The sequence below is a fragment of the Flavonifractor sp. An91 genome, from assembly GCF_002159225.1.
In the GTDB taxonomy this organism is placed as follows: domain Bacteria; phylum Bacillota; class Clostridia; order Oscillospirales; family Oscillospiraceae; genus Flavonifractor; species Flavonifractor avicola.
In genome coordinates, this window is sequence record NZ_NFHA01000018.1 from 24,848 (window position 1) to 49,248 (window position 24,401).

Annotated in this window: 29 protein-coding genes, 1 tRNA gene and 1 pseudogene; 17 read left to right on the forward strand and 14 right to left on the reverse strand. The window is 56.6% G+C overall.

Features of this window, described 5'->3' with window-relative positions:
• Positions 1-4: 4 nt before the first annotated feature.
• From B5G42_RS10985 to B5G42_RS11040, 15 genes are all read left to right on the forward strand, one after another.
• On the forward strand, positions 5-385 hold the full coding sequence (locus tag B5G42_RS10985; RefSeq protein ID WP_087270270.1) for a hypothetical protein: 381 nt from the start codon (positions 5-7) through the stop codon (positions 383-385).
• Positions 385-522 (forward strand): hypothetical protein, encoded by a 138-nt coding sequence (locus B5G42_RS18170; protein WP_162611090.1) that lies wholly within the window; start codon positions 385-387, stop codon positions 520-522. The genes B5G42_RS10985 and B5G42_RS18170 overlap by 1 nt, the downstream gene beginning before the upstream one ends.
• A gap of 1 nt (position 523) precedes the next feature.
• On the forward strand, positions 524-1,111 hold the full coding sequence (locus B5G42_RS10990) for a phage upper tail fiber protein (RefSeq protein ID WP_087270273.1): 588 nt from the start codon (positions 524-526) through the stop codon (positions 1,109-1,111).
• 4 nt (positions 1,112-1,115) lie between these two features.
• Positions 1,116-1,280 carry a hypothetical protein gene (locus tag B5G42_RS18175; protein WP_162611091.1) on the forward strand — a complete coding sequence of 55 codons (165 nt, stop codon included), beginning with the start codon at positions 1,116-1,118 and terminating at the stop codon, positions 1,278-1,280.
• On the forward strand, positions 1,259-1,921 hold the full coding sequence (locus B5G42_RS10995; protein WP_087270276.1) for a hypothetical protein: 663 nt from the start codon (positions 1,259-1,261) through the stop codon (positions 1,919-1,921). Before B5G42_RS18175 ends, B5G42_RS10995 begins: the two co-directional genes overlap by 22 nt.
• The gene (locus B5G42_RS11000) at positions 1,921-2,295 is read left to right on the forward strand and encodes a hypothetical protein (RefSeq protein WP_087270279.1); all 375 of its coding nucleotides are present in this window, start codon (positions 1,921-1,923) and stop codon (positions 2,293-2,295) included. Before B5G42_RS10995 ends, B5G42_RS11000 begins: the two co-directional genes overlap by 1 nt.
• A gap of 5 nt (positions 2,296-2,300) precedes the next feature.
• Positions 2,301-2,642, forward strand: coding sequence for a hypothetical protein (locus B5G42_RS11005; RefSeq protein ID WP_087270281.1), 342 nt, complete (start codon positions 2,301-2,303; stop codon positions 2,640-2,642).
• Between the two features lie 13 nt (positions 2,643-2,655).
• Positions 2,656-3,006, forward strand: a complete 351-nt coding sequence (locus B5G42_RS11010; protein ID WP_087270284.1) for a hypothetical protein — start codon at positions 2,656-2,658, stop codon at positions 3,004-3,006.
• Positions 3,003-4,379 (forward strand): N-acetylmuramoyl-L-alanine amidase family protein, encoded by a 1,377-nt coding sequence (locus tag B5G42_RS11015; protein ID WP_140399846.1) that lies wholly within the window; start codon positions 3,003-3,005, stop codon positions 4,377-4,379. The genes B5G42_RS11010 and B5G42_RS11015 overlap by 4 nt, the downstream gene beginning before the upstream one ends.
• 1 nt (position 4,380) lies before the next feature.
• Positions 4,381-4,863: a phage holin family protein gene (locus B5G42_RS11020; RefSeq protein WP_087270290.1), complete on the forward strand. Its 483-nt coding sequence runs from the start codon at positions 4,381-4,383 to the stop codon at positions 4,861-4,863.
• Positions 4,864-4,889: 26 nt separating this feature from the next.
• Positions 4,890-4,981 (forward strand) — tRNA-Lys (locus B5G42_RS18180).
• A 341-nt stretch (positions 4,982-5,322) separates the two neighbouring features.
• Positions 5,323-5,997 (forward strand): hypothetical protein, encoded by a 675-nt coding sequence (locus B5G42_RS11025; protein ID WP_206406184.1) that lies wholly within the window; start codon positions 5,323-5,325, stop codon positions 5,995-5,997.
• A gap of 71 nt (positions 5,998-6,068) precedes the next feature.
• A complete protein-coding gene (locus B5G42_RS11030; protein WP_242961203.1) occupies positions 6,069-6,308 on the forward strand; it encodes a hypothetical protein in 240 nt (79 codons plus the stop codon).
• Complete coding sequence (locus tag B5G42_RS11035; RefSeq protein WP_087270293.1) at positions 6,308-7,045, forward strand: hypothetical protein; 738 nt, start codon at positions 6,308-6,310, stop codon at positions 7,043-7,045. Before B5G42_RS11030 ends, B5G42_RS11035 begins: the two co-directional genes overlap by 1 nt.
• A gap of 181 nt (positions 7,046-7,226) precedes the next feature.
• Entirely contained in the window at positions 7,227-7,463 is a 237-nt protein-coding gene (locus B5G42_RS11040) for a hypothetical protein (protein ID WP_206406185.1), read from the forward strand.
• An 81-nt stretch (positions 7,464-7,544) separates the two neighbouring features.
• Here the strand turns inward: B5G42_RS11040 and B5G42_RS11045 are convergent, their stop codons facing one another.
• From B5G42_RS11045 to B5G42_RS11095, 11 genes and pseudogenes are all read right to left on the reverse strand, one after another.
• Positions 7,545-9,290 carry an ABC transporter ATP-binding protein gene (locus B5G42_RS11045; RefSeq protein ID WP_087270296.1) on the reverse strand — a complete coding sequence of 582 codons (1,746 nt, stop codon included), beginning with the start codon at positions 9,288-9,290 and terminating at the stop codon, positions 7,545-7,547.
• 2 nt (positions 9,291-9,292) lie between these two features.
• Entirely contained in the window at positions 9,293-11,050 is a 1,758-nt protein-coding gene (locus B5G42_RS11050; protein WP_087270299.1) for an ABC transporter ATP-binding protein, read from the reverse strand.
• A 99-nt stretch (positions 11,051-11,149) separates the two neighbouring features.
• A complete protein-coding gene (locus tag B5G42_RS11055; protein ID WP_087270302.1) occupies positions 11,150-12,130 on the reverse strand; it encodes a helix-turn-helix domain-containing protein in 981 nt (326 codons plus the stop codon).
• An 18-nt stretch (positions 12,131-12,148) separates the two neighbouring features.
• A complete protein-coding gene (locus B5G42_RS11060; RefSeq protein WP_087270305.1) occupies positions 12,149-13,531 on the reverse strand; it encodes an ABC transporter ATP-binding protein in 1,383 nt (460 codons plus the stop codon).
• Positions 13,525-14,220 carry an energy-coupling factor transporter transmembrane component T gene (locus B5G42_RS11065; protein WP_087270308.1) on the reverse strand — a complete coding sequence of 232 codons (696 nt, stop codon included), beginning with the start codon at positions 14,218-14,220 and terminating at the stop codon, positions 13,525-13,527. Before B5G42_RS11065 ends, B5G42_RS11060 begins: the two co-directional genes overlap by 7 nt.
• A 1-nt stretch (position 14,221) precedes the next feature.
• A complete protein-coding gene (locus B5G42_RS11070) occupies positions 14,222-14,821 on the reverse strand; it encodes an MptD family putative ECF transporter S component (protein WP_087270311.1) in 600 nt (199 codons plus the stop codon).
• A gap of 137 nt (positions 14,822-14,958) precedes the next feature.
• Positions 14,959-15,783, reverse strand: coding sequence for a class I SAM-dependent methyltransferase (locus B5G42_RS11075; protein WP_087270314.1), 825 nt, complete (start codon positions 15,781-15,783; stop codon positions 14,959-14,961).
• A 24-nt stretch (positions 15,784-15,807) separates the two neighbouring features.
• The gene (locus B5G42_RS11080; protein ID WP_087270317.1) at positions 15,808-16,623 is read right to left on the reverse strand and encodes a class I SAM-dependent methyltransferase; all 816 of its coding nucleotides are present in this window, start codon (positions 16,621-16,623) and stop codon (positions 15,808-15,810) included.
• Between the two features lie 41 nt (positions 16,624-16,664).
• Positions 16,665-17,408 carry a class I SAM-dependent methyltransferase gene (locus B5G42_RS11085; RefSeq protein ID WP_343286699.1) on the reverse strand — a complete coding sequence of 248 codons (744 nt, stop codon included), beginning with the start codon at positions 17,406-17,408 and terminating at the stop codon, positions 16,665-16,667.
• Positions 17,382-18,161 (reverse strand): annotated as a pseudogene (locus tag B5G42_RS11090) (ZIP family metal transporter); the annotation flags it as partial. The pseudogene B5G42_RS11090 and the gene B5G42_RS11085, both read right to left, overlap by 27 nt.
• A 286-nt stretch (positions 18,162-18,447) precedes the next feature.
• The gene (locus tag B5G42_RS11095; protein WP_087270320.1) at positions 18,448-18,927 is read right to left on the reverse strand and encodes a hypothetical protein; all 480 of its coding nucleotides are present in this window, start codon (positions 18,925-18,927) and stop codon (positions 18,448-18,450) included.
• Positions 18,928-19,083: 156 nt separating this feature from the next.
• On the opposite strand from B5G42_RS11095, the gene B5G42_RS11100 reads away from it, so the two are divergent.
• Complete coding sequence (locus tag B5G42_RS11100; RefSeq protein ID WP_040411886.1) at positions 19,084-19,314, forward strand: helix-turn-helix domain-containing protein; 231 nt, start codon at positions 19,084-19,086, stop codon at positions 19,312-19,314.
• Positions 19,315-19,404: 90 nt separating this feature from the next.
• Here the strand turns inward: B5G42_RS11100 and B5G42_RS11105 are convergent, their stop codons facing one another.
• From B5G42_RS11105 to B5G42_RS11115, 3 genes are all read right to left on the reverse strand, one after another.
• The gene (locus B5G42_RS11105; protein WP_087270325.1) at positions 19,405-21,135 is read right to left on the reverse strand and encodes an ABC transporter ATP-binding protein; all 1,731 of its coding nucleotides are present in this window, start codon (positions 21,133-21,135) and stop codon (positions 19,405-19,407) included.
• Positions 21,132-22,877, reverse strand: a complete 1,746-nt coding sequence (locus B5G42_RS11110) for an ABC transporter ATP-binding protein (RefSeq protein ID WP_087270328.1) — start codon at positions 22,875-22,877, stop codon at positions 21,132-21,134. The genes B5G42_RS11105 and B5G42_RS11110 overlap by 4 nt, the downstream gene beginning before the upstream one ends.
• Before the next feature lie 75 nt (positions 22,878-22,952).
• Positions 22,953-23,582 (reverse strand): TetR/AcrR family transcriptional regulator, encoded by a 630-nt coding sequence (locus tag B5G42_RS11115; protein ID WP_006572684.1) that lies wholly within the window; start codon positions 23,580-23,582, stop codon positions 22,953-22,955.
• 166 nt (positions 23,583-23,748) lie between these two features.
• Between B5G42_RS11115 and B5G42_RS11120 the strand changes: the two genes are divergently transcribed.
• On the forward strand, positions 23,749-24,369 hold the full coding sequence (locus tag B5G42_RS11120) for a TetR/AcrR family transcriptional regulator (protein ID WP_006572682.1): 621 nt from the start codon (positions 23,749-23,751) through the stop codon (positions 24,367-24,369).
• Positions 24,370-24,401: the final 32 nt, after the last annotated feature.

The following is a 24,401-nucleotide window of genomic DNA, read 5'->3' on the forward strand; positions in this document are numbered from 1 at the left end:
AGTCATGACTGAGGTCAAGGTTGCAGGCCATCTTTATCCTGCCACTATAGCAGGAAAGGTATCAGATCGGGAATGGGGTGGAAGAGAGAGTAAATCCATCACAATGGTCGAAGATTATGCCACAGTAGAAGGCCTTTTTCACGACGGAGTTGCTTGGAGCATTGTGGAGACGAGTTCTGTGCCGGTTTTTGATGAGTCTGGTAATGCTGTTCTTGATGAATCAGGAAAACCAGCTTTTCAGAAGGTTACTGCGGAATATGACAACAGCCATTTCTCCATACTTGGTGACATTACTATACATCAGGACGGTTCTTGCACTGTTAAGATGGGCAAAGAAACGGATGTTGAGAAATTGCTGATTTTACTCTATGGAGGCGACAAGTGATGTATGAAATTATGGCAGACTTGTACCGAAGAGGCCGGGTCACTGCGGAAGGAATCCACAGGGCTGTTGCGGATGGAGTGATTACCGAAAAGGAGGCTTCTGCTATCTTGAATCCGGTGGACAGTCAGGAGGAGTGAGATGATACTGTTTCAGGACTGGACCATCCAGGCTGAGGGACAGGTGCTGGCCCATCAATACGATAACCTGACCCGTGAGCTGCGGGTTGAGGGCCTGATTCCGGAGGGCTGGATCTGGGACCTGCTGGTGCAGGCTGGGGAGCAGCTGGATGTGATCCGCCTGACACCGGGGGATAGGGTGTTGTCCGTTAGGCTGACGGCTGAAATGCTGGCCCTGTCCGGGTTCTATATGCTCCAGCTGCGGGGCACCCAGGGGGAGAAGATGCGGCACACCAATATCATCCGTGTCTTTGTGCCGGAGAGCCTGTCCGGAAACGCCAAGTGGCCGGAACTGCCTACGGAATTTGCACAGGCGGAGGCAAATATCCGGGAGCTCAACGCCCACCCGCCTGTTCCGGGTGGGGACGGCTTCTGGCAGCTGTGGGATCTGGAGACGGATCAGTATCTCCCGTCAGAACTACCCCTGCCCTCCGGCGGGGCCGGCAATGTATCATCCCAGGAGATCGATACCATCCGGGTCCTGAGCCGTGAGGAGTATGATGCCCTCCCAGACAAATCGTCCAAAACCCTCTATCTGATCATGGGGTGAGGTAATGAAGATCGGTGAAAAGGAAGTGGAAGGGCTCTTTGTGGGCCACATGGGTATCAAAACGGCCTGTCTTGGGAAAATGTCCATCTATGAGAGGCCGGGTGGATACATTTATCTGGAACTGAAAGATGAAAAGGAGATGGAAGAATGGCAAGCTACTTCAACCTGACGCTGGACACCCTGGCGCCCAGCGGCCTGACTCTCAGCATCAATGATGGGGCGCTTTATGCCACTAAAACCACGGTCAAGCTGACCATTGGCGTATCAGACGAGCAGACCTCCGGATACCAGATGAAAATCTGGGGTATCAGCGGCGTGGACGACGAGGGGTCCGCCAGCTGGGAGACCTTTGCTACGGAAAAGTCTGTGGAGCTGACGGCAGGAGACGGCCTGAAGACAGTACATATCAAGGTGCGGGACGACGTGGGCAACGAGTCCGCCGAGGTGTCCGACGACATCACCCTCAATACGGCAGTGCCTGTGGTCACCATTACCGGGCCCGACAAGGCCAAGATCTCCAAGATCAGCGGCTTTGACAAGTCCAAGATCAGCTTTACTGTTGATGTGGACTTTGAGGAGTACAAGGTGTGCGTGGTGCCCCAGACCTCCAGCACCCAGGATGCGGGGACCCAGATCCCCACCGACGGTGGCTCTGTCAACACCTCCGGTTCTGTGGGCAGCTATCCCAAGACCACGCCCATTGAGGTCACTATCACCGGTACCGATCTGGCGACTGCCTCCGCCGGCGATGGACTGAAGATCGTCAAGGTCTTTGTGCGCAACGCCGCAGGCACCTGGAGCGTTGCCTGATGGGTGCGCCGGGGCTGACCTTTTCCATCAGCCGGGACAAGCTGTCCGCACAGCCTGGGTTTGATGCCATTACGGTGACGTTTATGGCAGACCAGACGTGTCTGGCTTTTGAGTGCCGGGCCACCAAATCCGGTGAGGACTACGGGGTAGGGAAGGGCGTCCTGGTGGCGTCCTTCTCGGCCACCCCGGCCGGCATCCAGAGGACCTTTGAGGTCTACGATGACTTCCTGGTCCGGGGAGATGGCCAGTACCGTATTTCCCTCTACGCCAAGGGCGAGGATGGCAGCTGGAATGACAATCACCGCTATCTTCCGATAGGAAGTGATGCCTATCTGACTGCGGATGGAAAGGCCTATCTCTGTATGAGGGAGTGAAGAATATGGATGGCTATAACGGCGCCTTTACTGGACAGCAGATTGATGAGGCTATTGGAACGGTGCTGCGGAGTGGTGCAAAGACGGTGCCGTTCACCAGTGGGCAGTGGTCCGGAGGGACACTTCGGATTGGCGCCTCCAGCCACGGCCTGAAGAGCGGAGCCTTTCACTATGTCCTGCAACAGCGGGTTTCCGATGTACTGAAAAGCGGTACCTGGGCTGTTGCAGGTACCAGCGTGACTTATGAGAGCGAATCAGGGGATGTGGTGCTTACCAGCGTTACGGCCTTTGATGGTTCCATAACTTTCTTTGGACAACAGAAAGACCCGACGCAAGCGGTAAAATGAAAGGAGAATGACTATGAAAACGAACCTGAATGAACTGGTAGTAGCTATCTACGCCCGCGCGGACATGGACCGCGAAGAGACCGGAACCTCTGACATTGGCGTTGCGGCATCTAAGATCCGTAATAACATCCGGCAGGGTCTGGCGGTAGACCCCGTAGAGGGCGTTCCTGCCAAGTACATTCCGGACTTTGCTTACCTTCATGCCTATGAGGTCAAGGTCGGAACTGACGCCTTTGTCCATGAGTGGGATTCCATGCGCGATGCCATGCGTGACAATGAGATTCGGCTTTCCCAGCTGTGGCAGGCTGGCGACTACACCGGCATGGTGCGCCTCATGAACAGTTATGAAGGTGATCGCCAGTGAGATTGATTGCTGATCTTCCCATCACAACTGTCGATGGAATCGAGATCTTCGTCAACAAATTCCGCTATACCATCTCGCAGGTAGCCGCTCAGGCCCAGGCCAAGCGGCCGGACTGCAAAGTCTACGTTGTCACGGGCGGGATGTGGAACGCTGACGGCTCCGCCTGCCCGCTGCTGAAAGCCGACGGCGTATGGATCTCCCCCAAGCCGTGGAGCTCCTACGGCTACGCCTGGGACAGCGGCCCCGATATTATGCTGACCCTGGACCGGGACGCCAGGGACAATTTCTGGTCCACCACCTGCCTCATCGGACCCAACGGCCCTGTGGAAAAGCCCAGCTACGACAAAGCGGGTCAGGGCGGCAAACGGGGAAGGGCAGGCATTGGCACAAAGCCCGCCTATCTGCGGCTGTACGCCTCCCAGGACGGCACGGCGGATGCCCGCACCCCGGAGGCTCTGCGGGACGATATGGCTGCCGACGGCTGCACCTCCTTCGTCATGGGGGACGGCGGCGGGTCTGCCCAGTGCTGGTTCGACGGCCAGACCATCAAAGGGGATGGCCGGAAATGCCATAATTACATCATCGTATATGTAAAGAAAGAATCGGCGGATACCCCGCCGGACAAGGAGGACAATCCTGTGAGCAAGCCCATTGTATGTCTGGACCCTGGCCATGGGCCGGGGTGCGTCAACGGCTCCCTGGATGGGAGCTACAAGGAATGTGACTTTACCTGGGATCTGTACACCCGCCTGCGGCCCCTGCTGGAGGCCCAGGGGATCACTGTGGTAGGCACCAGGGAGCAGGAGAGCGACTATCCCGGGCTCGGCGCCCGGGCCTCTGTGAGCAACCGGGCGGGGGCCGACCTGTTTGTCTCCCTCCACTCCAATGCCGCCGGGAGTTCTGCCCGGGGCTTTGTGGCATTCACCTCTGCGCCCCCGGAGACGGCAGCCAGGAACAAGCTGGCGGCCGCCATCATCAACCGCGTCCACGCCGCCGGCGTGGTGCTGTGGGGCAGCGGTCTGGCCCATGAGATGTACACAGTGCTGGCCTCCACCACCGCCCCGGCGGTGCTGCTGGAGTACGGCTTCCACACCAACGCTCAGGACCTGGCCCTGCTGAAGGATATCGTCTACCGGGACAAGCTGGCCCAGGCCACCTGCGCCGGGATCTGCGACTATCTGGGGCTGGAGGTCAAGGAGCCGGACCAGGAGAGCGGGCAGCCCAATGAGCCGGACGGCTGGGCCAAGGAGGCGTGGAGCAAGGCCGTGGCCGCCGGGATCTTCGACGGCACCCGGCCCCGGGACGGGCTGACCCGTCAGGAGGCTGCCGTGGTGCTGGACCGGCTTGGACTGCTGCCGGAGAAAGGAGCCTGACATGGAGCACATCAATTCCTTTAAAGCGGCGGTGGCCGCCCTCTGTGCCGCCCTCACCGCCCTGTGGGGCTGGTTTGGCTGGGTAGTGGTGGCATGGGTGGGCTGTATGCTCATCGACTACGCCACTGGCTCCGCTGCCGCTCTGCGGGCGGGGGAGTGGTCCAGCAAGACCGCCCGGGATGGCATCTGGCACAAGCTGGGCAGTGTGGTGGCCGTCATCGTGGCGGCCATTCTCGATACAGTTATTGGCCATCTACTGGGCAACGTGCCCGGAGTGGAGCTGCCATTCACCTACACGGTGCTGCTCTGCCCTCTGGTGGTCATCTGGTACATCCTCACCGAGGCCGGCAGCATTATCGAGAACGCCGGCGCTCTGGGGGCTCCTATTCCAGCTTGGCTCACCAAAATGATCGCGGCATTGGAGTCCAAAGTAGATCAGGCGGGGGATAAACTGGGAGGGAATAATGCCACTCCGAATGACTGAATAGAGTGCTTTAGGGGGTATACTCTGGGGGTAAATTGGTTGAAATACCTACTACTACAATATTCTTGATTGCCTTTTAAGCAGTGGGTCCGGGGTTCGAATCCCCGACGGGTCACCATAAAATCAAAACGGTATAGATGCCACTGGCGAAAAGCCAGTGGCATCAACCGTTTCCGGGCTTTTTCAGCTCAAAAATTCATGGATGATTCCATAGATGCCAACCGCTGTTTCCCCCTAACTGGTGGGATTCGAACCCCCTCTTCTCGGAGGTTGGCAAAACCAGAAACCATGTAGCGCCCTTTTTGAAGCATCAATTTTCAAAAAAGGCGCTATTTTTCTATCAATAGAATACACAAAATTTGAGGCGTCGATTTGTTGGTCGTGATGGGCCAATGGGTTGGCGCCCTTTTTCGTTTTCAGATAATTTCAAAAAGGGCACTAAATGTCAGGAGGTAGTAAATGAATCGAGAACAGTTTTTTCAAGAACTTCGTACCGCTCTTCACCGTGAGGGTTTTGTCCCGCAGCCGGAACAGGACGAATTGCTTCCTGTGGAGTGGGATGGTCTCCCTCTCTGCCGAATCACAGCGGACGGAAGCGTTCGCTACTGGCAGGAGGATGTAGCGACACCGGAACGGGAACGGGCCTGTGAGCGAGCCACCGATCTGGCCTGCACCGTGCGGGAGTACATGACGCTGCTTGAACAGGCTCCGCCCCTGCAAGCCCAAAGCCTGACCGGTGACTACCGCCTGCTGGCTGACTTCAATGGAGCCGTGCTGGCTGCGCATCCCACCCGGCTTGGCGTCCAATTCGTCACATGGGACTGGAGCTTCGACCGCACAGGTCTCAACCAGGGCAATTACTTTCAGGAAAACTATGTAGGTGCCAAGCAGGACTTCGCCATCCGCGCCGGCCTCATTTCCAAACAGCAGATCTTCAATCAGGAGCAGCTTATCGAAATCTACCGGTGCTGCTCTGACACCTTGGACGCTGGTTTTGACTTGACTGCCGAGCAGGAAAAGTGCATCCGGGGCGTTCAGGAGCAGATTGCCATTGCAGCTCCCGATGCTCTGGATCGCATAAGGGAGCAGGAGCAGCACCCCATGGAACCCTACAACCAAGAACCGATCATGTAATATTCAAGCGCCGAAGTTTTAGAAATAAGACTCCGGCGCTTTTTTGCTTTACTGAAAGGAGCACACCGCCAATGACACGCTATGAGCGCATTCCGGAGGACACTTACGAATACGGGCAAACCGTCCTTCGGCGCATCGGTGCTGATGACGAGCTGATCGATACCATCGACGGATATATGGATTTTGAGAAGCTGGGTGAGGATGCCATGGTGGAAGACGGCGTCCGGCGAACCGAGTTTGGCCTGATCCGCCGATGCAGTAGCCCCTTCGCTGAGGAAACCCAGGCGATGGAGATGGGAGGCCTTTCCTGATGCCCCGTGAAACCAATCTGCTCCGCGTAAAGCTGGTGGCGCACACCCTCCTCGATGTGCAGATCCAGGAAACGGCCCTCTCCCCGGTGATCGTCAGCCACCCCTTCACAAACTCCGGGATCTCCGCGCTTCGAAATGAGGATGGGAGCCTCTCCATGGTCGACCTGATCAACCATTCGGATGACTGCACAAGGTGGCGCAGCAAGGTGGGGGAGCAGATAGACAGCGCCGAAAATGTCCATCAGATCTTCGTACTGCTCAACCCGCCCTATTATCTGACTTTTATCAAATTTGCCGCCTCCGCTCTCTCGGAGAAGGATCTGGGGCAGCTCTTATCCACCGCCTGGACCCAGGAGGAATGCCCCAATCAGGACTGCAATGTGAGCAAACGAGAACTGGTGGCCTTGTTCCGATCCGTCCCTCCGGAGTCCCTGATGGACGAGGAGGAGCGCGCCGCACACCAGGCGCTGGAGGATACGGTGACAGTCTATCGGGGCGTTACACCCTACAACGCCAAAAATATCAGGGCGCTGTCCTGGACACTGGATCGAAAAACAGCAGACTGGTTCGCCCACCGCTTCGGTGAGGATGGAACGGTGTATGAGGCGCAGATTCGGAAGGAACACATCCTGGCCCTGTTCACCGGCAGGAATGAAAGCGAGGTCATCGTAGACCCGCGGCACCTGGAACAGATCATGGAGTCACCGGAGCCGGGATTTGATATGCAAATGATCTGAACGATATGATCCGATGATTGGGAGGAATGTAAATGAAGAAGAAAATCATGATCACAGTAGCATCTCTGGCAGCACTGGGGGCTGCTGTCGCCAGCTATCTCCACTTCTCCGGCAAGATGCCTTTTTGCCATAGCTATTTCCGCTGAGCTGTGGTATTGTTCCGCATGAGGAGGTGAAGCAAATGGCCATTTCTTTATCGGAACAGTTGGAGAGTGACATCAAAGAATATCTTCACAAGACTTTTGGGACATATTTCTCCAGCCTTGATGAAAGATTTGCCGCAGACATTGAGGAAGATGTTATCAACACATCGGATTTCCATCATGGATTTTACAACGATGATGACATCTTCATCGCATTCCAGCGAGTAACTCTGGGTAGGATGGGTGTTACCAAAATGGAATTATCTCGCTGGTAGCAGGATAAATTGAGACCTAACATTTTCACTTTGCATACCTTCATTTGTGTTCATTGGGCATAATTTGCTCCTCCGTACTTTTTATATCCGCCAGCCCTCAGCCCGCTGTCGGATCTCGATAAAGTTCCGGTAAGTTCCCTCCTGGCTCATCAGCTCCTGATGGGTACCATGCTGAGCAATGCGCCCATCCTCCACCACTAAAATCCGGTCAGCATTCTGGATCGTAGCCAGACGGTGGGCGATGGTGATGATAGTCTTTCCCCGCACCAGAGCAGAGAGCGCCTCCTGGATCTCATGCTCATTCTCCGGGTCCACGCTGGCGGTGGCCTCGTCCAGAATGACAATGGGGGCGTCCTTCAGAAGACACCGGGCAATGGAAATGCGCTGCTTTTCTCCGCCGGAGAGGTTGGAGCCGCCTTCTCCCACCATGGTGTCGTACCCTTGGGGCAGCGCCATGATGAAGTCATGGCAGCGGGCCGCTTTGGCCGCGGCGATCACATCCTCCTCGGCAGCATCCGGACGGCCAAAACGGATGTTATTGCGGATGGTGTCGTGGAACAGATACACATTCTGAAATACCATAGCAATGTTGCGTAAAAGGCTGTCGCAGGTCATCTTCCGGATGTCATAGCCGCCCACGGTGATGCGTCCCTGATCCACATCATAAAACCGGGCCAGCAGTGCGCAGAGGGTGCTCTTCCCGCTGCCGGACGGCCCTACAATGGCGGTGGCGCTGTTTTGCGGCAGTTGGAAAGAAACATCGTGGATCACCTCCCGTGTTCCGTAACCGAAGGAGACATGGTCGAAGCAGATGTCGTAACGCTCCAAAGAGACGTCTTTCCCATCCTGATCCGGCAGTTCCGTTCCCTCCAGTTCTTCCAGACGGTCCAGCACCGAGTCCGTGACAGAAAGGATATGGGCGGCGTCGTTGATGGACTCCACACTGCCGAAGATCGTGAAGGAAAACATGGCAGCCATCAGGAGCACCGGCAGCTCCAAGGTTCCGTTCATAGTCTGCCAGCCGGCGGTGAACACCAGGCCAACAGCTGCGGCCTTCAGAGAAAACAGGTGCAGGCAGTTCCAGGGCACAAATCCAAACTCGTTTTTGATACGGATGTCCTTATTGGCCCGGCACGCCTCAAAAAACCGCTGGGAGGACGCCCCCTCCTGTCCGAAGGATTTGACCACCGAAAGGCCGTGGATGTACTCAATGGCTGCCCCGGACAATGCCTCTTGGGCCCGGTGTCCCACCGGAGCGGTGCGGGCACTCTGCCGCCCGATGCCGCGGAGGGCAAAGGCGGACAGCAGCACACCCACCACTGCCACCAGCGCCGCCTCGGGGCAGAAGAACGCCATGCACAAAACGATGACCAGTACCTGCAGATAGCCGTTGATGACCGCATCCACCATCTTCATGCTTTGCAGCTCCAGGGTACTGAGCTCCGTGGTCAGAGCAGCCAGAATGTCGCCCAGGTTATTCTTAGAGAAATACCCCAGGGAAACCCGTTTGAGCAGGTCACCAAGTTCCAGTCTCTGCTGCGCCGCCCGCTCTGTTCCGATACTCTCCTGGAGCCGGTTTTTCCAGTAAGCACACACGAAGCGCAGAACGATCAGCAGGATGATCCCGCCCAGGCACAGCCAGGGGAGTCTGGCGTCCAGCGCCGTCCCCTCCTGGGCACTCTCGATGACCAGCCCAAGGGCCCAGGCCGTCAGCATCACCGGCCCGGCGGCGGCCCAGGTGGCAAGAAACGAACAGAGGCTTCCGAGATACAGCCGTCTGTGGTACCCCTTTGTCCAACGCAGAATCCGATTCATACTCTGAAACATCGTCAAGCCTCCTTTCCAACCGCCCAGTTCTGGGCACCCACATGGGCCTGCCATAGCTTTTGATATAGCGGGCATCGGCTGAGCAGCTCCGGCTGTGTGCCTTTGTCCACAATACGGCCCTTCTCCAGCACCACGATCTGGTCGGCGTTCTGAATCGTGCTCAGCCGGTGGGCAATAACCAGCAGCGTTTTCCCCCGGGAGAGCGCCATCAGTGAACGCTGGATTTTGTCTTCGTTCTCCGGATCGGTAAAGGCGGTGGCCTCGTCCAAAATTACAATGGGGGCATCCTTCAGAATCGCGCGGGCGATGGCGATCCGCTGCCGCTCCCCACCGGAGAGCTGCTTGCCCGCTTCACCCGCTGGGGTATCCCATCCATGCTCCAGCCGTCCTAAAAACTCCTCACACTGAGCGGCCCGGGCAGCCGCCCAAACTTCCTCCTCCGTGGCGTCCGGCTTTCCCAATCGAATGTTTTCTTTCAGAGAGCAGTCAAAGAGGAAATTGTCCTGTGTCACGAAACTGACCTGATCCGCCAGCTGCTTCAGTGTGAGATTCCGAATATCCACACCGCCTATGGCAATGCAGCCATCCGTCACATCCCAGAACCGAGCGATAAGCCGGGCTGCCGTAGATTTGCCTCCACCTGAGGGACCCACCAGAGCGGTGAAGGTTCCAGCGGGAAGTTCCAGATCAATGTGACGCAGCACAGTGTCCTCTTCTTTCCCGCTATACGAGAAGGACACATCCCGCAAAGTGATACCGCTGCCGGAGAGGCGGGCGGGCTCGGACGCCTCGGGCAGCTCCTCCAGATCCAGCAGATGCCGAGTGTCCCGGACGGCAAATTCCATGCTCTTCATGGAATTGAGAAAGGCTGCAGCCTGCACCAGCGGGGACACGATACCCAGCACCAGCATCAAGCACAGAGCCAGCCGGGCCGGGTCCAGGACGCCGGTCTGATACAGGGCGATCCCAACTGGCAGGGTGGCCAGCAGCGTGGTAGGCAGGATAGACAAGCACAGGTTCATGGACTTCCAGGTGCAGCGGAACCAATCCAGCGTGAAATCACGGAAGCTGGTCACCGCCCGGACGAATTTCTCATAGGAGGCACCGCTCTGGTTGAAAGCCTTTACCACCTCGATGCCCTCCACATACTCCACGATAATGCTGTTGACCTGAGCATTGGCCGCCATGTAGGCGGCATACTTTTCGTTGTAGGTCCGCAGGCTCGCCGCCATGGGGATCAGCGCCGCCGGGATCGTGGCAAGGGAGGCAAGGCCCATCCGCCAATCCATGGCAAAGAGGGCGATCACCACCACGATAGGCAGCAGCACATTGGAGCTCAGTTCTGGGATCATGTGGGCCAGCGGCGGCTCAATGTCCTCGATCCGATCCACGATGGTGCTTTTGAGGGAGCCGACGGGCTTCGACAGCACACTCCCCAAGGGAGCGTGCATCAGCTTTTGGGCCACTTGACGGCGCAGGCCCTCCAGGATGGTGTAGGCAGACACATGGGCCAGCATGGTTGAAAAGGCGTAAAAAGCCACCTTGACCGCATATCCCGCCAGACACACTCCAGCCCATCGGAGAAGCTCCATTCCGGAGGCCGACTGATGGATAAACAGGCGAAGAATCTCATAGACCCCCAGATACGGCACAAAGCCCCCCGCCACGCTGATAATTGCGCATATAACAGATAAGACCAGCTTCCCCCGGCAGGGACCGGCAAAGGAGAGCAGGATGGCCAGCCAGCTGCGTTGTTTCACAAAACCACTCCTCTCAAAAAAATCGGCATGGTGAGATGTCTCTCACCATGCCCTATTGTATCGGTTCTTGTCCGTGCTTGCCGCTCCACCCGGCCGGCATCACTCCATTTCGTCAGGAAAAGAAAGAACAGGGTTCCCGCCGCCCCGCCGGTATTCCAGCGGAGTTTGTCCCTTTACCGCCCGGAAAGCCGCAGCAAATTTGCTTGCGCTGTCATAGCCCACCGCCCCGGCGATCTCCGTGACGCTGGTCTCTGGCTCTTTCCGAAGCAGCAGAGCCGCCCGGTCCATCCGCAGAGCCCGCACATAAGCGTTCACCGGACTGCCATATATGCTTTTGAAGCAGGCTTTCAGGGTGGTCAAAGGAATCTGGTACTGTCTGGACAGGGCCTCCAATGTGATATGCTGATCCAGATGCTCCGCCAGGTAGGAGCGGATAGCCTTGACTGTCTCCACCTGAGAACGGTAAAAATATGGCTTTTCCGTTCCGCTTCCCAATTCCAGGGCGTCGAGATACAGCAGCAACTCCAGAATCTTTACTCTAAAGTAGGGCATTTTGATCCGCTCCGGTACGGCACACAACTCCTGAAAAATGTGATCCACCGAGGGTGCTCCGTGAATGACCTGCGGCCGGGCATCCGGGCAGAATTTCCGCTGAATGGCGGCCAGATCCAAAGGATAGTCTCCCGCCAGACGAGCCAGTTCCACGGGTGCCATGGACAGGTCAAAGCACATGGAGATGCCATGATAGTGGGACAACGGGAGAGAAAAGTATCCTTTGTGCTTCAGGCGGCGATCCACTTTCAGGTCACCTGCCTCCACATAGGAGAACGCATCGTTGCCCACAGCATATTCCATCCGGCCCTCCCGGCAATAGTCGATGCAGAGGAGATCCTGCCGGGTTTCAAAAGAGGAGTCGCAATAGGCCATGTGGAAATCGTTATACAGGATGGTAGCGCCGGGGAACACCTCGTAGACGGTCATGGTTCCCTCGCCGCTCTCATTTCGCAGCTGATAAACGCTGCACCCACCGCTTTTGGCCAAGAGGCACAGATCCGGCTGGCTGTCCTGTAACAATGCCACTGCGGCTCAGCTCCTTTCTCAAAGTTCCAGGACTCGATCACAGGCGCACTGGAGAAATTCGCGGTCATGGGTTACCACCAGAACCACCCGCCCCTCGTCCGCCAGTTCCCGTGCGCAGCGAGCCACTTCCTGCATTCTTGCATAGTCCAGACCACTGGTGGGCTCGTCGAATACCAGCAGCGGCTTTTGGGACAGCATGGCGGTAGCCACCGCCAAACGCTGTTTCTGGCCGCCGGAGAGAGACATAGGGTGCTTTTCCCGGAACGCAAGCAAATGGAGCCGCTCCAACACCTCCTGGATGCGCTGGTCAGAGAGTCCTTCCATAGCCAGCCGACACTCTCCCCATACGCTGTCGGAAAAGAGCTGATGGTTCACATCCTGCATGACGCAGTAGGCAATCCGCTGCCGCTGCTTCGCACCAAGGATGCGGCCGTTGAGGCGGATCGTTCCGGCACTCTCCCGCATCAGGCCGCACAAGCAGCGGGAAAGGGTGCTTTTTCCCACGCCATTGTCACCCGTGACGGCCAGCACCTCTCCCGGGCGGGCGGAGAAGGAAAGGTTTTGAAATACCGGCGGCTCCCGCTTGTACCGGCAGCTCAGTCCCTCCACAGACAGTCCATCCTGTTCCCCCGCGGCGCGGGAGGGCGGCAGAGTCACCTGAGTAGGCGTGAGCGTGCGAAGACCCAGAGCGATCCGTTCTGTCTCAGCCAGCCGCCGGAACTCTGCTCCGCTCCAACTTCGCTCCACAATCCCATCCCGCAGATAAACGGCCCGATCTATGAGGTCCGCCAGAAAGTATAGCCGATGCTCCGCAATGAGAATGGTGTGCCCCTGACGTTTCAGGTATGCGATTTGATCATGGAGCCGGTTAATGGTATCCCGATCCAAATTAGCCGTAGGTTCATCCAGAATATAGAGTTCCGGCCTCATGGCATAGACCGAGGCAAAGGCCAGCAGCTGCTTTTCCCCGCCCGACATGGCAAAGATGTTCCGCCCCCTCAACCGCTTCAGATGCAGGCGGTCGGTGGTATCATCCAGCCGACGGAGGATCTCGCCCCGGGCCACACCCTGGTTTTCCAGGCCAAAAGCCAGCTCGCTGTCGGAATCCAGATTGAAAAACTGACTTTTGGGGTTCTGGAAAACAGACCCCACCTGCCGGGCCAGTTGGTAAAGAGGCTGTTCCCGCACCGGTGCGCCGTTGAGCAGAACCTGTCCGGTCAGCGTGCAGTCCTCTGTAAATGCCGGGATCAAGCCGTTGACCAGCTTGGTGATGGTGGTTTTTCCGCAGCCGGAAGCGCCACAGAGCAGGATACACTCGCCCGGTTTGATGGTCAGATCAACATGGTTGAGGGTGCCCACATCTTTTGTATAGGAAAAGGATACATCCTGCAGCTTTACCATGGAAACACCCCCAATTTGACCGCCAGGAGGGCAGCAGTCAACCCCACGCCCACAAGGAACGCGGCGCCGTCCACCGGCGAGGCCCGCAGCTCCACCAAACTGGTCTTAGGCGCCGGGTCCTCGATCCCTCGTGTCACTGCCGCTGCGGACAGCTCCTCCGCAGTGCCGGTAGCGGAGACCATCAGGGGAACCATGATCCCCTCCAGTTTTGCCAATCCCCGGATGCCCCGCAACCGCATCGCATCCCGGATATAGCCTGTCTCTTCCCGAATGGCGGGAAAGTACCGCAGCGTCACCGAGACGGCCACAATCAGCCGCTGAGGGAAGTGGATCTTCCTCATTCCAGCCACCAGATAGGGCATAGGCGTCCGGCGAAGCATCAGAAAGCCGATCATCAGGCAGGGCATCATCCGGCGGGCATAGTTAGCGAAAATGGAAAAGCTGGTAGCAGCCCATCCCGGCGCGGCCGGCAGAATCCAGTATTGCAGGCACAGAATTCCCCCAAAAATCAAGAGGCTTTTCCCCGCCATGGCAAAGCAGCGATGGAGCAGCATCAGGAACAGGAGAAAACCGATCCATATCATTTCCATCCAAAAAGGTTGCTCACTAAAGGCTGCCAGATTGGCGAAAACCAGCAGAGCAAGACCCACCCTGGGGTCGAACACCAAACAGCGCCGTGCCTCCTCCATGTTACAGAATCCCCGCCTTCTCAAAGTGCTTGCGGAACATTCCCTTGGCCAGCAGGATACCCAGTATCGCTCCTACAATAGGAGCCCCCACCAGAACCACGATCATACCCGGGGAGGTCAATGCTGCCAAGGTAGAGACATAGGCTTCCGGCATTCCCTGCTGGCTGATTTGCGCCAGGAAACTGTCCCGCATGATCCAGACAGGCAGCGGGGAGCCGATCATCCCCAGCGAGAAGAACACATAGGCCAGAGCGTTGCCGCGGAAAGACCGGTAATGGCTACAGATCCGGCAAAGCTCCGCCAGAGCGCAGCTCACTGCAAAAGCAATGAGAATCACCACCGTAAATTGGCCAGTAACAAAGTAGATCAAGGCCGTAATAAAGCCCATCAGGACCACTGCGCCGGTCTTTGGCACCTTGGCGCACATCATCAGGAATGGGATCCCCGCAAATACGGCGATCAGGCCGGGCATCAAGATCCAAAGCAGGGGATGCAGACCGCTGAGAAGCATAAAAGCAAAGTTGATGACAAAGTAGATGGCGGAGAAAATTCCCACCGTAATGATGTCCTTTCCCGTCATCCCTTTTTTCTGCGTGTTCATGATGTACCGCTCTCCTTCAACATAGTTAGATTACACTAACCGTTATTTCTGAGAAAAGGCGCTCAGCGCGCCCCTTCTTACTGAGTATAGCGGCACATCGCTGTTCTTTCCGCTCCGATTGGACGGCTTTATCCCGTTTAGTCATGGAATTTAGCGCTGTGACAGAGATGTACCATCTTCACCATACAGAATCGGTCCGAAACTGCCATGCTGACCTTGGTGGACAGCTTCAATCCGGTTCGGGTGATATGGCGGTAATAAGGCTCCTCAGCCAGCACCCTGACCCCACTGCCGATTTTTCCGGCCAGCACCGATGCGGAATCCACATAGAAAAACATCTGCGCATCTCCGTGGCCCACTTGCTTCATGTACTTTTTCCGCATCATGGCCATACCGCTTTTGCTCACGGTATCAAAGACGATTTCAATCTCTCCAAACCCCGTGAGCATCCGCAGGAGGCCCACAACCTTGCTTTCCTCAAAATAGTGGAACAGGCCGCCGGCGGTGACCAGAATAGGAGCATCCGGCACATCGGCGCGGATCTGCCTGATCCAGTCCTCGGCAAAGGCGTCTCCGGCGAGATAGGTCTCCCGCTCCGGCTCCGGCAGCAGCTCTCGCCGGTACTCCACCACATGGGGCAGATCCACGGTATACCAGTGCGACCTTCCATTGTCGCAGCGGTAATAGGCCGTCTCCAGACCGCAGCCGAGTTGAACGATCACACCGTCCGGCCTGCGCTCCAGAAACGCCCGGATGTACCGATCCATATTGGCGGACCGGGCGGCGGAGGCCAGCAGAGTATACTGGCTCTGTCCGTCCTGCTCCGGCAGGCTGGAAGGCAGTTTCTTTTTCAGTTCCAGCGCCTTTGGATCGTACAGGATCTGCGGGCAGTACTCGCTGGCATAGATCCTGCCCAGCATGGGGACAAACAGCGTGTCCTCTACAACACCCAACTTGGACATGGTCAACCCTCCTATTTGGACGAATTACTTTCTGCCCACAAGCAGCCGGGAAGAGCCCAGCATCATCATGGCAGCCCGGCGGTGGGAGCCGAAAGCTTCTTCTGCGGTATCAATGAGCCGGACGTCCTGATAGCCCATCTCCCGCAGTTTTTGGGCAAAGACATCCATATCGCCGTACAGCCTGGGCTTCATGTCATCATTCAGAGCGAAGACGCCGCCTTTTTTCAGCACCCGCAGGCTCTCCAGCAACAGTTTGTGCATATCGGCTCCCATGACATTGTGGTAGACATAGTTGCTGATGACCGCGTCAAAACTCTCATCGGGGAAATCCAGATGATTGGCGTCGCCATGCCGGAACACACACCGGGAGGCCACGCCTTCACTTGCGGCGTTTTTCTCACAGAGGGCCTTGCTGTAATTGTAAACAGCTCCCCAGTAGTCCATGCCAGTGACCTTTGACTCCGGCCAGGTCAGGGCCGCACGAATCGACAGGGCTCCGGAGCCGCAGCCGACTTCCAAGAGACTGCCCTGGCCGTCATAGTCCAGATGAGAGAGAACGACCCGGTGAACCTGTTCCATAATCCCGCCGCCGCCAAAGGCATACTGACGCCTGATCCATGTGATCCAGACCAGCAGGGCCACCAGCGCCGCCGCAACAACAGAGAACAGAACACCGAGAACCGTGATGTGGAACACCGAAAAGGAGAGTACGGCCAAAACTACGGCCAGAGCCGTGATACCGCCAATAATATAGAACACGGGATTGGACATCCAGCTTCCGTAGTCTTCGCCATGGCTACCGAGACGAATTTCTGCTTGTTGATTACGCTTTTGCTGCATTTGATTTTCCTCCTGTTGTTCAATATTTGTGTACAATTCGTTTACGGGTGTTTCTCCTTCGCCTTCCGGCAGACAAAAGAGGCTATGCCCTGAACGGTGCGAACCTTTGCCGGCCCGAATGTTTCCTCCAGACGATGCCACAGGCTCTCCGCCGTCTCAAAGGGCGGGGTGAAATAGCCCTTTGGCACATACAGCCTGCGGATTATCCAGTCGGTGCGGCGGTTTTGCCCCCTCACATAGAAGCAGCCGCAGAAAACTCCGCCTGGCCGCAGTACACGAAAGATCTCACGCCAGGCGGCCTCCTTATCCGGAAACGCATGAAACCCGTTGAGCGAGAGCACGATGTCGAAACTGCCATCCCCAAAAGGCAGCGCCCCAACATCCCCCTGCTGAAAGCACACATGGGCAAGTCCCTCGCCCCGGGATTTTGCCCGCTCCAGCATCTCCGGCGAGTAATCCAGGCAGGTGATCTCCGCCTCCGGCATTTCCCGATAGAGGGGCATGGTCAGTATGCCGGTACCCACGGGGACTTCCAGCAGTCTTCCGGAAAACCCCTCCGGTATTCCGGAAAGGGCGGCGGAAAGGTAGTCCTGGGCTTCCGCCCGATCCATTCCCCATATCAGGCGGCATACCGCTCGGCCTGACAGGGTGGAACAGGTGATCATGCCATCATAAAATGTCCGTTTGCCTCCCAATCCCCGGTAGGCGTTTTGAATCCGCTCTTCTTGTCCCATTTTTTCACCTTCACTCACGCAAGCACCCAGCGCCACATCCAGCGTCATCATGAGGGTAAAACCGACTGCAAACAGAATAGTCCCTATATTGGAGTGCTTTCCCACTGACATCTCCGGGATCAATTCCTCCACTACCACATAGACCATCGCTCCGGCGGCAAAGCTCAGCGCATAGGGCAGCACCGGAACCAAAATCCCCGCCAGCAGGATGGTCAGGATGGCGCCTATTGGCTCCACTGCGCCGGACAGCGTCCCATACAGGAAGGAGCGGGATTTGGAGAACCCCTCCGCTTTCAGGGGCATGGAAATGATCGCGCCCTCCGGGAAGTTCTGAATGGCAATTCCCAGAGAAAGAGCCAGCGCCCCCGCCAGCGTAATACCGCTGTCTCCGTAGAGCCACCCGGCATAGACCGCCCCGACCGCCATTCCTTCCGGAATATTGTGCAGCGCCACAGCCAAGGTCAGCATGGTTGTTTTTCCAAGACTGCTTTTGATGCCCTCGGCCTCCGCGCTGCCGCGGTGCAGATGCGGGATCAGCCGATCCAGCCCCAGCAAGAAAAAGATTCCCAGCCAGAAACCCACAACGGCGGGGACAAAGGACCACCGCCCCATGTCCGCTGCCTGCTCCATCGCGGGCAGCAGCAGGCTCCAGATAGAAGCCGCCACCATGACCCCCGCCGCAAAGCCGGTGAGCGCACGCTGTACCATCTCACCCAAATTGTTCCGCATAAAAAAGACGCAGGCCGCCCCCAGCGTCGTCCCGGCAAAGGGAATCAGTAGCCCTTGCCATAGTTCAATCGGCATATTCTCCTCCAATCTTGCCGCAGTGGTTTTCTGCAAAGTCGATCCGGATGATTCGGAGGCACATCGATCTGTCGGCCAGCTTTACCAGTGGCTAACAGGTGCAACCGAACACTGTATAAGAATCTCCTGTACAGAGCCCTTATCAATTTTACATTTTTCATAGTCGCTCTTCAAAAGGTATGATACTCTATGCTTGATTATAGTTAGCTATCGCTAACCAGTCAAGTCATTTTCTGTTAGGGACAGTTAATTTTCCTATCAGCTGTGTAGAGTGTTACGCAAACTCTCACCCGCAACCTTCAAAGTGTGCGAGATTCAGGATTTCTTTTTTCTTTCTCTGGGCGTAACGCAGAGTTTGATATGCTCCGCCGCTGGAATGATCCACACAGAATACCACAAGGTCGCTTCGATCCACCATCTGCCGGTTGCGAATCTGAATGGCACCCTTCGGATGGCTGCCAGCGGCGGCGCTGCACAGTTCAATTTCATCATAATATGCTTCAAAGCCCTCCAGATTGTCCCGTAGCTCTGCCGTCGGATACGGAAGTGCCAAAATCAGGGCGCTATTGTCATCCCGCACACGGCGCTGTTGGCGCTTGACGGCAGAGGAAACAATCTGATCAAAGTCTCCGTTACGGCCAACCAGAAACTCCACATATTCCTTTTCCAAAAGCAATGTGTGGATCAACGACTCCACACGCTCTTCCGCTTCCCGAAATTCCGGAACGATCCGATGTCCAAAGAAACTGACGGTAAATAGATCCATGTCGTTCTCGTTGGCATTTTCTGACCAACAGCTCCCTCAAGTAAATATTTCACCTCTTATTATATATAAACATTTATTTGAAATAAATAATCCTCTAATTGGTTTCAATTATATTTTACCTATTCTGTTGGTAGCATAATGTCGGGAGGTGAAGTGATGCAGACAGAGTTTCCGGAACGATATATCACTCTGGGTTTAAAAATCGCCTATTACAGAAAAAAGGCGGGATTGACGCAGGAGGTTCTTGCTGAACGGATCGGAAAAAGTGTTAATTTTGTCGGCCAGGTAGAAGGAACAGGAACAATTCGGGGTGTATCCTTGGAGACCCTGTTCAAAATCGCCCAAGTATTGAAGATTCAGCCCTCCAAACTGTTGGAGGACGACTGATTAGCATTGTAAAAAGAAAGCGAGTGCTGCCACCGGGGATATATCCGGTGACAGCACTCCTCATTTATAACGGTTTAGGCGTTCCTTCTCTCAGAGCTTCCACTGGCCGGACTCTTTACGGCCGGATACGAACGCTTGATACAAGCCCTCCTGGGCCATGAGCTGGCTGTGGGTGCCCCGCTGAACGATCTGTCCGCCGTCCAGCACCAGGATCTGGTCGGCGTTGCGGACCGTCTTCAGCCGGTGAGCGATCATCAGAATGGTCTTATCCCGGGTCAGGGCTTCGATGGCCTTTTGCAGCCGGTCCTCATTCTCCGGGTCTACATTGGCGGTAGCTTCATCCAGAATCACGATGGGAGCATCCTTCAGGATAGCCCGGGCAATGGAGATGCGCTGCTTCTCGCCGCCGGAAAGACTGGAACCGCCCTCACCGATGACGGTGTCATAGCCTTGGGGCAGGGTGAGAATGAAGTCGTGGCAGCAGGCCTTCTTCGCCGCGGCCACCACCTCCTCGTGGGTGGCATTGGGGCATCCAAACTTGATGTTGTTTTCCACCGTGTCAGCAAAGAGATAGACCTTCTGAAATACCATGGAGATTTGATCCATCAGGCCCTCCAGGGTATAGTCCTTCACATTCTGACCGCCCACCAGGACGGCGCCACTCTCCACATCCCAGAACCGGGCGATGAGATTACACAGTGTGGTTTTCCCGGAGCCGCTGGGGCCCACGATGGCGGTGGTGGTTCTGTCCGGGATGGTGAAGGATACATCCCGCAGGATGGGCCGCTGGTCATAAGAGAACGAAACATGGTCGAAGGTAATGCCGTGATCCCTGGGCGTGCCGACCCGACCGGTCTCTGCCAGCTGAGGCATGGCATCCGTCTCATCAGCATGGGCCATACAGCTGCTGACGATACGCAGCAGGGACATACCGCTACCCGCCGAGGAGATCTGAGCAAAGACCAGGAAGGACATGATGACCACCATCAGGGCGTTGGCCAGGATCATGGTCCCGGAGAGATAGAACCATACCGCTGAGAGCATCATGGCCACGCTTCCCAACTGGAGCGCGATCCCCTGCGCCATAATATAAGGGGTGAACATCTTTTCGATGTTCAGGTTGCTGCGGCAATTGTATTCCAGTGCTTCCTGCAAGGTGCGGTCGCCCCGTCCGGTGAGGTTGAAGGACTTCACCACGCTCATGCCCTGCACATATTCCAGCACCGCCTCCACCAACTTGGCCTCGGACTTCTGACGGTGCGGGGCGAGGGCGGCGGATTTTTGCTCCATGGCCGAGGTGATGAACAAATAAACTGCTGTGGCCGCCACCACAATGAGACCGATCCGCCAGTCAAAAATCAGGATCATCACCGTAAAGACCAGAGCGTTGAGCATCCCGCCCAGCATGGTCACCAACACCATGGGGGCCACAGACTCCACATTGTCCAGTACGGTAGTGCAGACCCCGGTAAGCTCTCCCAGGCTGTTGTCGTTGAAGTAGCCCATGGGGACGGATTTCATCCGCTGTCCGATGGTAACGCGTTTATTGGCCGCCATAAAGTATCCGGCGTGGGTCTGCTGGAGCTGGGAGAAATACCTGGTCACAGCGCTGCCCAGAATACTGACTGCCAATAGCCCCAGCGCCTGCCACGCCGTGGCAGGGCCGGTTTTCCCATCCAGCAGAGCCAGGATGGTGTAGTAGATGGCGGCAATCTCAAGCATATGGAACACCGCATTGAAAAAGCAGGCGATCACCGAACGCCGGACGTTGCGCTGTTCCTCACCGGCAAACCGCCAGATGCTTCTGAATGTCTCAATCATACCGTTTCACCCTCCTTTACACCCATGTGAGCCTGCCACAGATCGGCGTACAACGGGCAATGGCGCAACAGTTCTTCATGTCTGCCCTGTGCCTCGATGCTTCCATCCTTCACCACCACGATCTGATCTGCGCCGGTGATGGTGGACAGGCGGTGGGCAATGACGATGACCGTCTTACCCTCCACCAGTTTTGCCACTGCCCGCTGGACCACCGCTTCATTCTCCGGATCAATGTAGGCGGTGGCCTCGTCCAGAATCACCACGGGGGCGTTTTTCAGCATAGCCCGGGCGATGGCGATACGCTGCCGCTCTCCTCCGGAGAGATGGGCGCCTCCGCCGCCCACCCGGGTGTCATAGCCATACTCCAACTGGCGGATGAAGCCGTCGCATCCGGCGGCTTTGGCGACTTGTTCCACTTCTTGATCCGTGGCATTTACCCGGCCCATACGGATATTTTCCCGGATGGTATCGTCAAAGAGGTAATTGTCCTGAGAAACAAAGGCCACCTGGTCATAGAGTTGTTCCAGCGGGATACGGCTTTCCTCCACGCCGCCCAGGGTAATGCGGCCCTCGGTCACATCCCAGAAACCGGCGATGAGCTTGGCAATGGTGGACTTGCCCGAACCGGAGGGACCAACCAAAGCGGTGAGGCTGCCGGCCGGAATGGTGAGGGAGATGTTGTGGAGGATCTCCTTGTCCTGGGCATACCCAAAGGAGACATGATCCAAGGCGATATCCGGTCTTCCCAGCTGTGACGGCTGTGTTCCGTGATCCTGCTCCGGCTTCAGGAGGATCTCGTCCACCGAACCTACGATGGTACCCACCTTGGCAAGATTATCCACAAAGCCCATGGCGGCAATGAGAGGCCCCACTATGCTCATGGACAGGATGATGGTGGTGAGAAATACCTCCGCGGACAAACTGCCGTCCGTGTAGAAGATCCAGCCCACAGGCAGCACCGTGATAAGCGTGGTGGGAGCGATGGCATAGGCCAGCGCCATTCCAAACTGGCATTTCTTCATCCAGTTGTAGTAGTAGGCAGCATTGGCCCGCACCCGGGAGGAGAACTTCTCATAGGAGTTCTTTCCCTGATTGAAGGCCTTGATGACCTCAATGCCGCCGATGTATTCCACAATGGTCTCGTTCATGGCCTGGGTCGTCTCCACCGCACCCTGATAGTCCTTGCCATAGCTGCCCATGATGGCCATCATAAAAGCCATGCCCACAGGAATGGACACCAGACTCAGCAATGCCATGCGCCAGTCCAGCGTAAACAGATACACGAGAACGCATACCGGCGCCAGCAGATTGGAGGTCATCTCCGGCAGCAGGTGGGCCAGTGTCGTCTCCATACTCTCCACCTGATCTACCACGATCTGTTTGAGCCGTCCGCTGGAGGTGTCCAGAATGTCTCCCAAGGGTAAGCGGGGCATTTTGGACAGAACCATCTTCCGGATGTCCCGCAGGATCTGGAAGGCGGCCTTGTGGGAGAGGGAGAGCGCCAGATTGTAAAGCAGAGTTTTGGCCAGATAGCCACCAAGGGCCACCATGCACCACAGAAGATAGAAGTTCCAGTCCCGCTGCCCGGTGAGAAGCGCTACCAGGATACGCCCTGCCGAGAGATACGGCAGCAGACCCAGCAGGACACCCGCCACCGCGCAGAAGATGGCGGCAATCAGGCCACCGTGATGATCCTTGCCCAGCTGCCACAACCGCAGCAGTGGGCTTTGTGTTTGCTGCATAAATAAGCCTCCTTTGGTTAGTTATTGCTAACCTTTGGTTCTATGAAAAGGCCGCCGGAAAAGCGGCCTTTTGCACTACCGGAAGTTTTCAGGATGAAAAATCGTTTCAAATCCTGCCATGTGATAGCGGTTGAGCTGGCGGACATAGTGGAGCGCCCGGGCCTTATCCATGCGGTGCCGCACCGGCTCAAACATTCCGTTGAAGTAGGCGGTGGTAACGATATGGATCAAGTCCTCGGTGACCTGACCGGAGCGGACGCTCTCACAGCCGATGACCTCCATGTATTTGTAGGTGTAACTGACTTCGATCTCCACCAACTCGTCAATATAGTGGGCATATTCCGTCCCGGCGGCCCGGCGGAGCAGCAGTTCAAACTCCGGCAGGTGCTCATAGATGTAGTCAAACAGTCCCTCCTGGGCATGGGCCGTGTAACGCCCCATCTCCTCCTGCTGGGTTGGGCCGTCAAACTGGTGAAAAGACTCCTGAATCTCCAAAAAACGGCGCTTCAGCTCTCCAGCGGCAGGCTCCACCAGGGCCCGGAACAATCCCGCCTTGTCAGTAAAGCGGGTATAGATGGAGCCGGTGCTGGTTCCCGCCGCTTTGGCGATGTCCCGCAGGGAGGCCAGAGCAAAGCCCTTTTCCAAAAATTCCTGACGGGCGCAGCGGAGTACATTTTCATAGACCCCTTCGATCTGCTTTGCCATGGTATCGCCTCACAATTCAAAACAGTGTTTTATAACGATGTTTTGAATATACAACCAAAGAGCGAGTTTGTCAAGAGAGGATTTCCCCTTGACAGGGGCAGAAAGGGATGCTATATTGATAATCAGATTATCGGTAATCAAATTATCATTTGTCGGGAGGGGTGTTATGGCAAGACCGGATACTTCCATCGACCCTCGGATCATGGACAGTGCCAGAGAGGAGTTCCTGGCGCTTGGCTTTGAGAGGGCTTCCCTGAAATCCATCTGCCAGCGAGCGGGTGTGACAACCGGGGCTCTTTATAAGCGTTACGCCGGAAAAGAGGAACTGTTTCGCGCTGTGGTGGCGGATACGGTGGCGGATTTGGATGCTGTTTATGAGGAGCGGACGGCGGTGCCGGCATCCGCCCTCTCCGACGAAGACCTGATCCGGGCGTGGTATATGGATGAGGAATACATGCTGTGGTGGTTCCGCTTTCTCAATGAGCGGCGGGATGGCTTTGTGCTGCTGCTCACCGGAGCGGAGGGCACCGCTTACGCCAACTTCCAGCACGACTGGGTGGAGAAAATGACGGAAGGCACCTGGACCTACTACGCCGAGGCCAGACGCCGGGGCTTGTGTACTGTGGATATGACGCAGGAGGAGCTCCATGTAGTCCTGTCCGCCTTCTGGACCACCATTTACGAGCCCTTTATCCACGCCTTCGCCTGGCCGGAGATCCAGCGCCACTGCACTTTGGTCTGCCGTCTCTTTGACTGGTACGCTGCCCTGGGATTCCCCAAGGGATGAAAAACGCCTCTGCGGAGGCTTTTTTCTCGCTA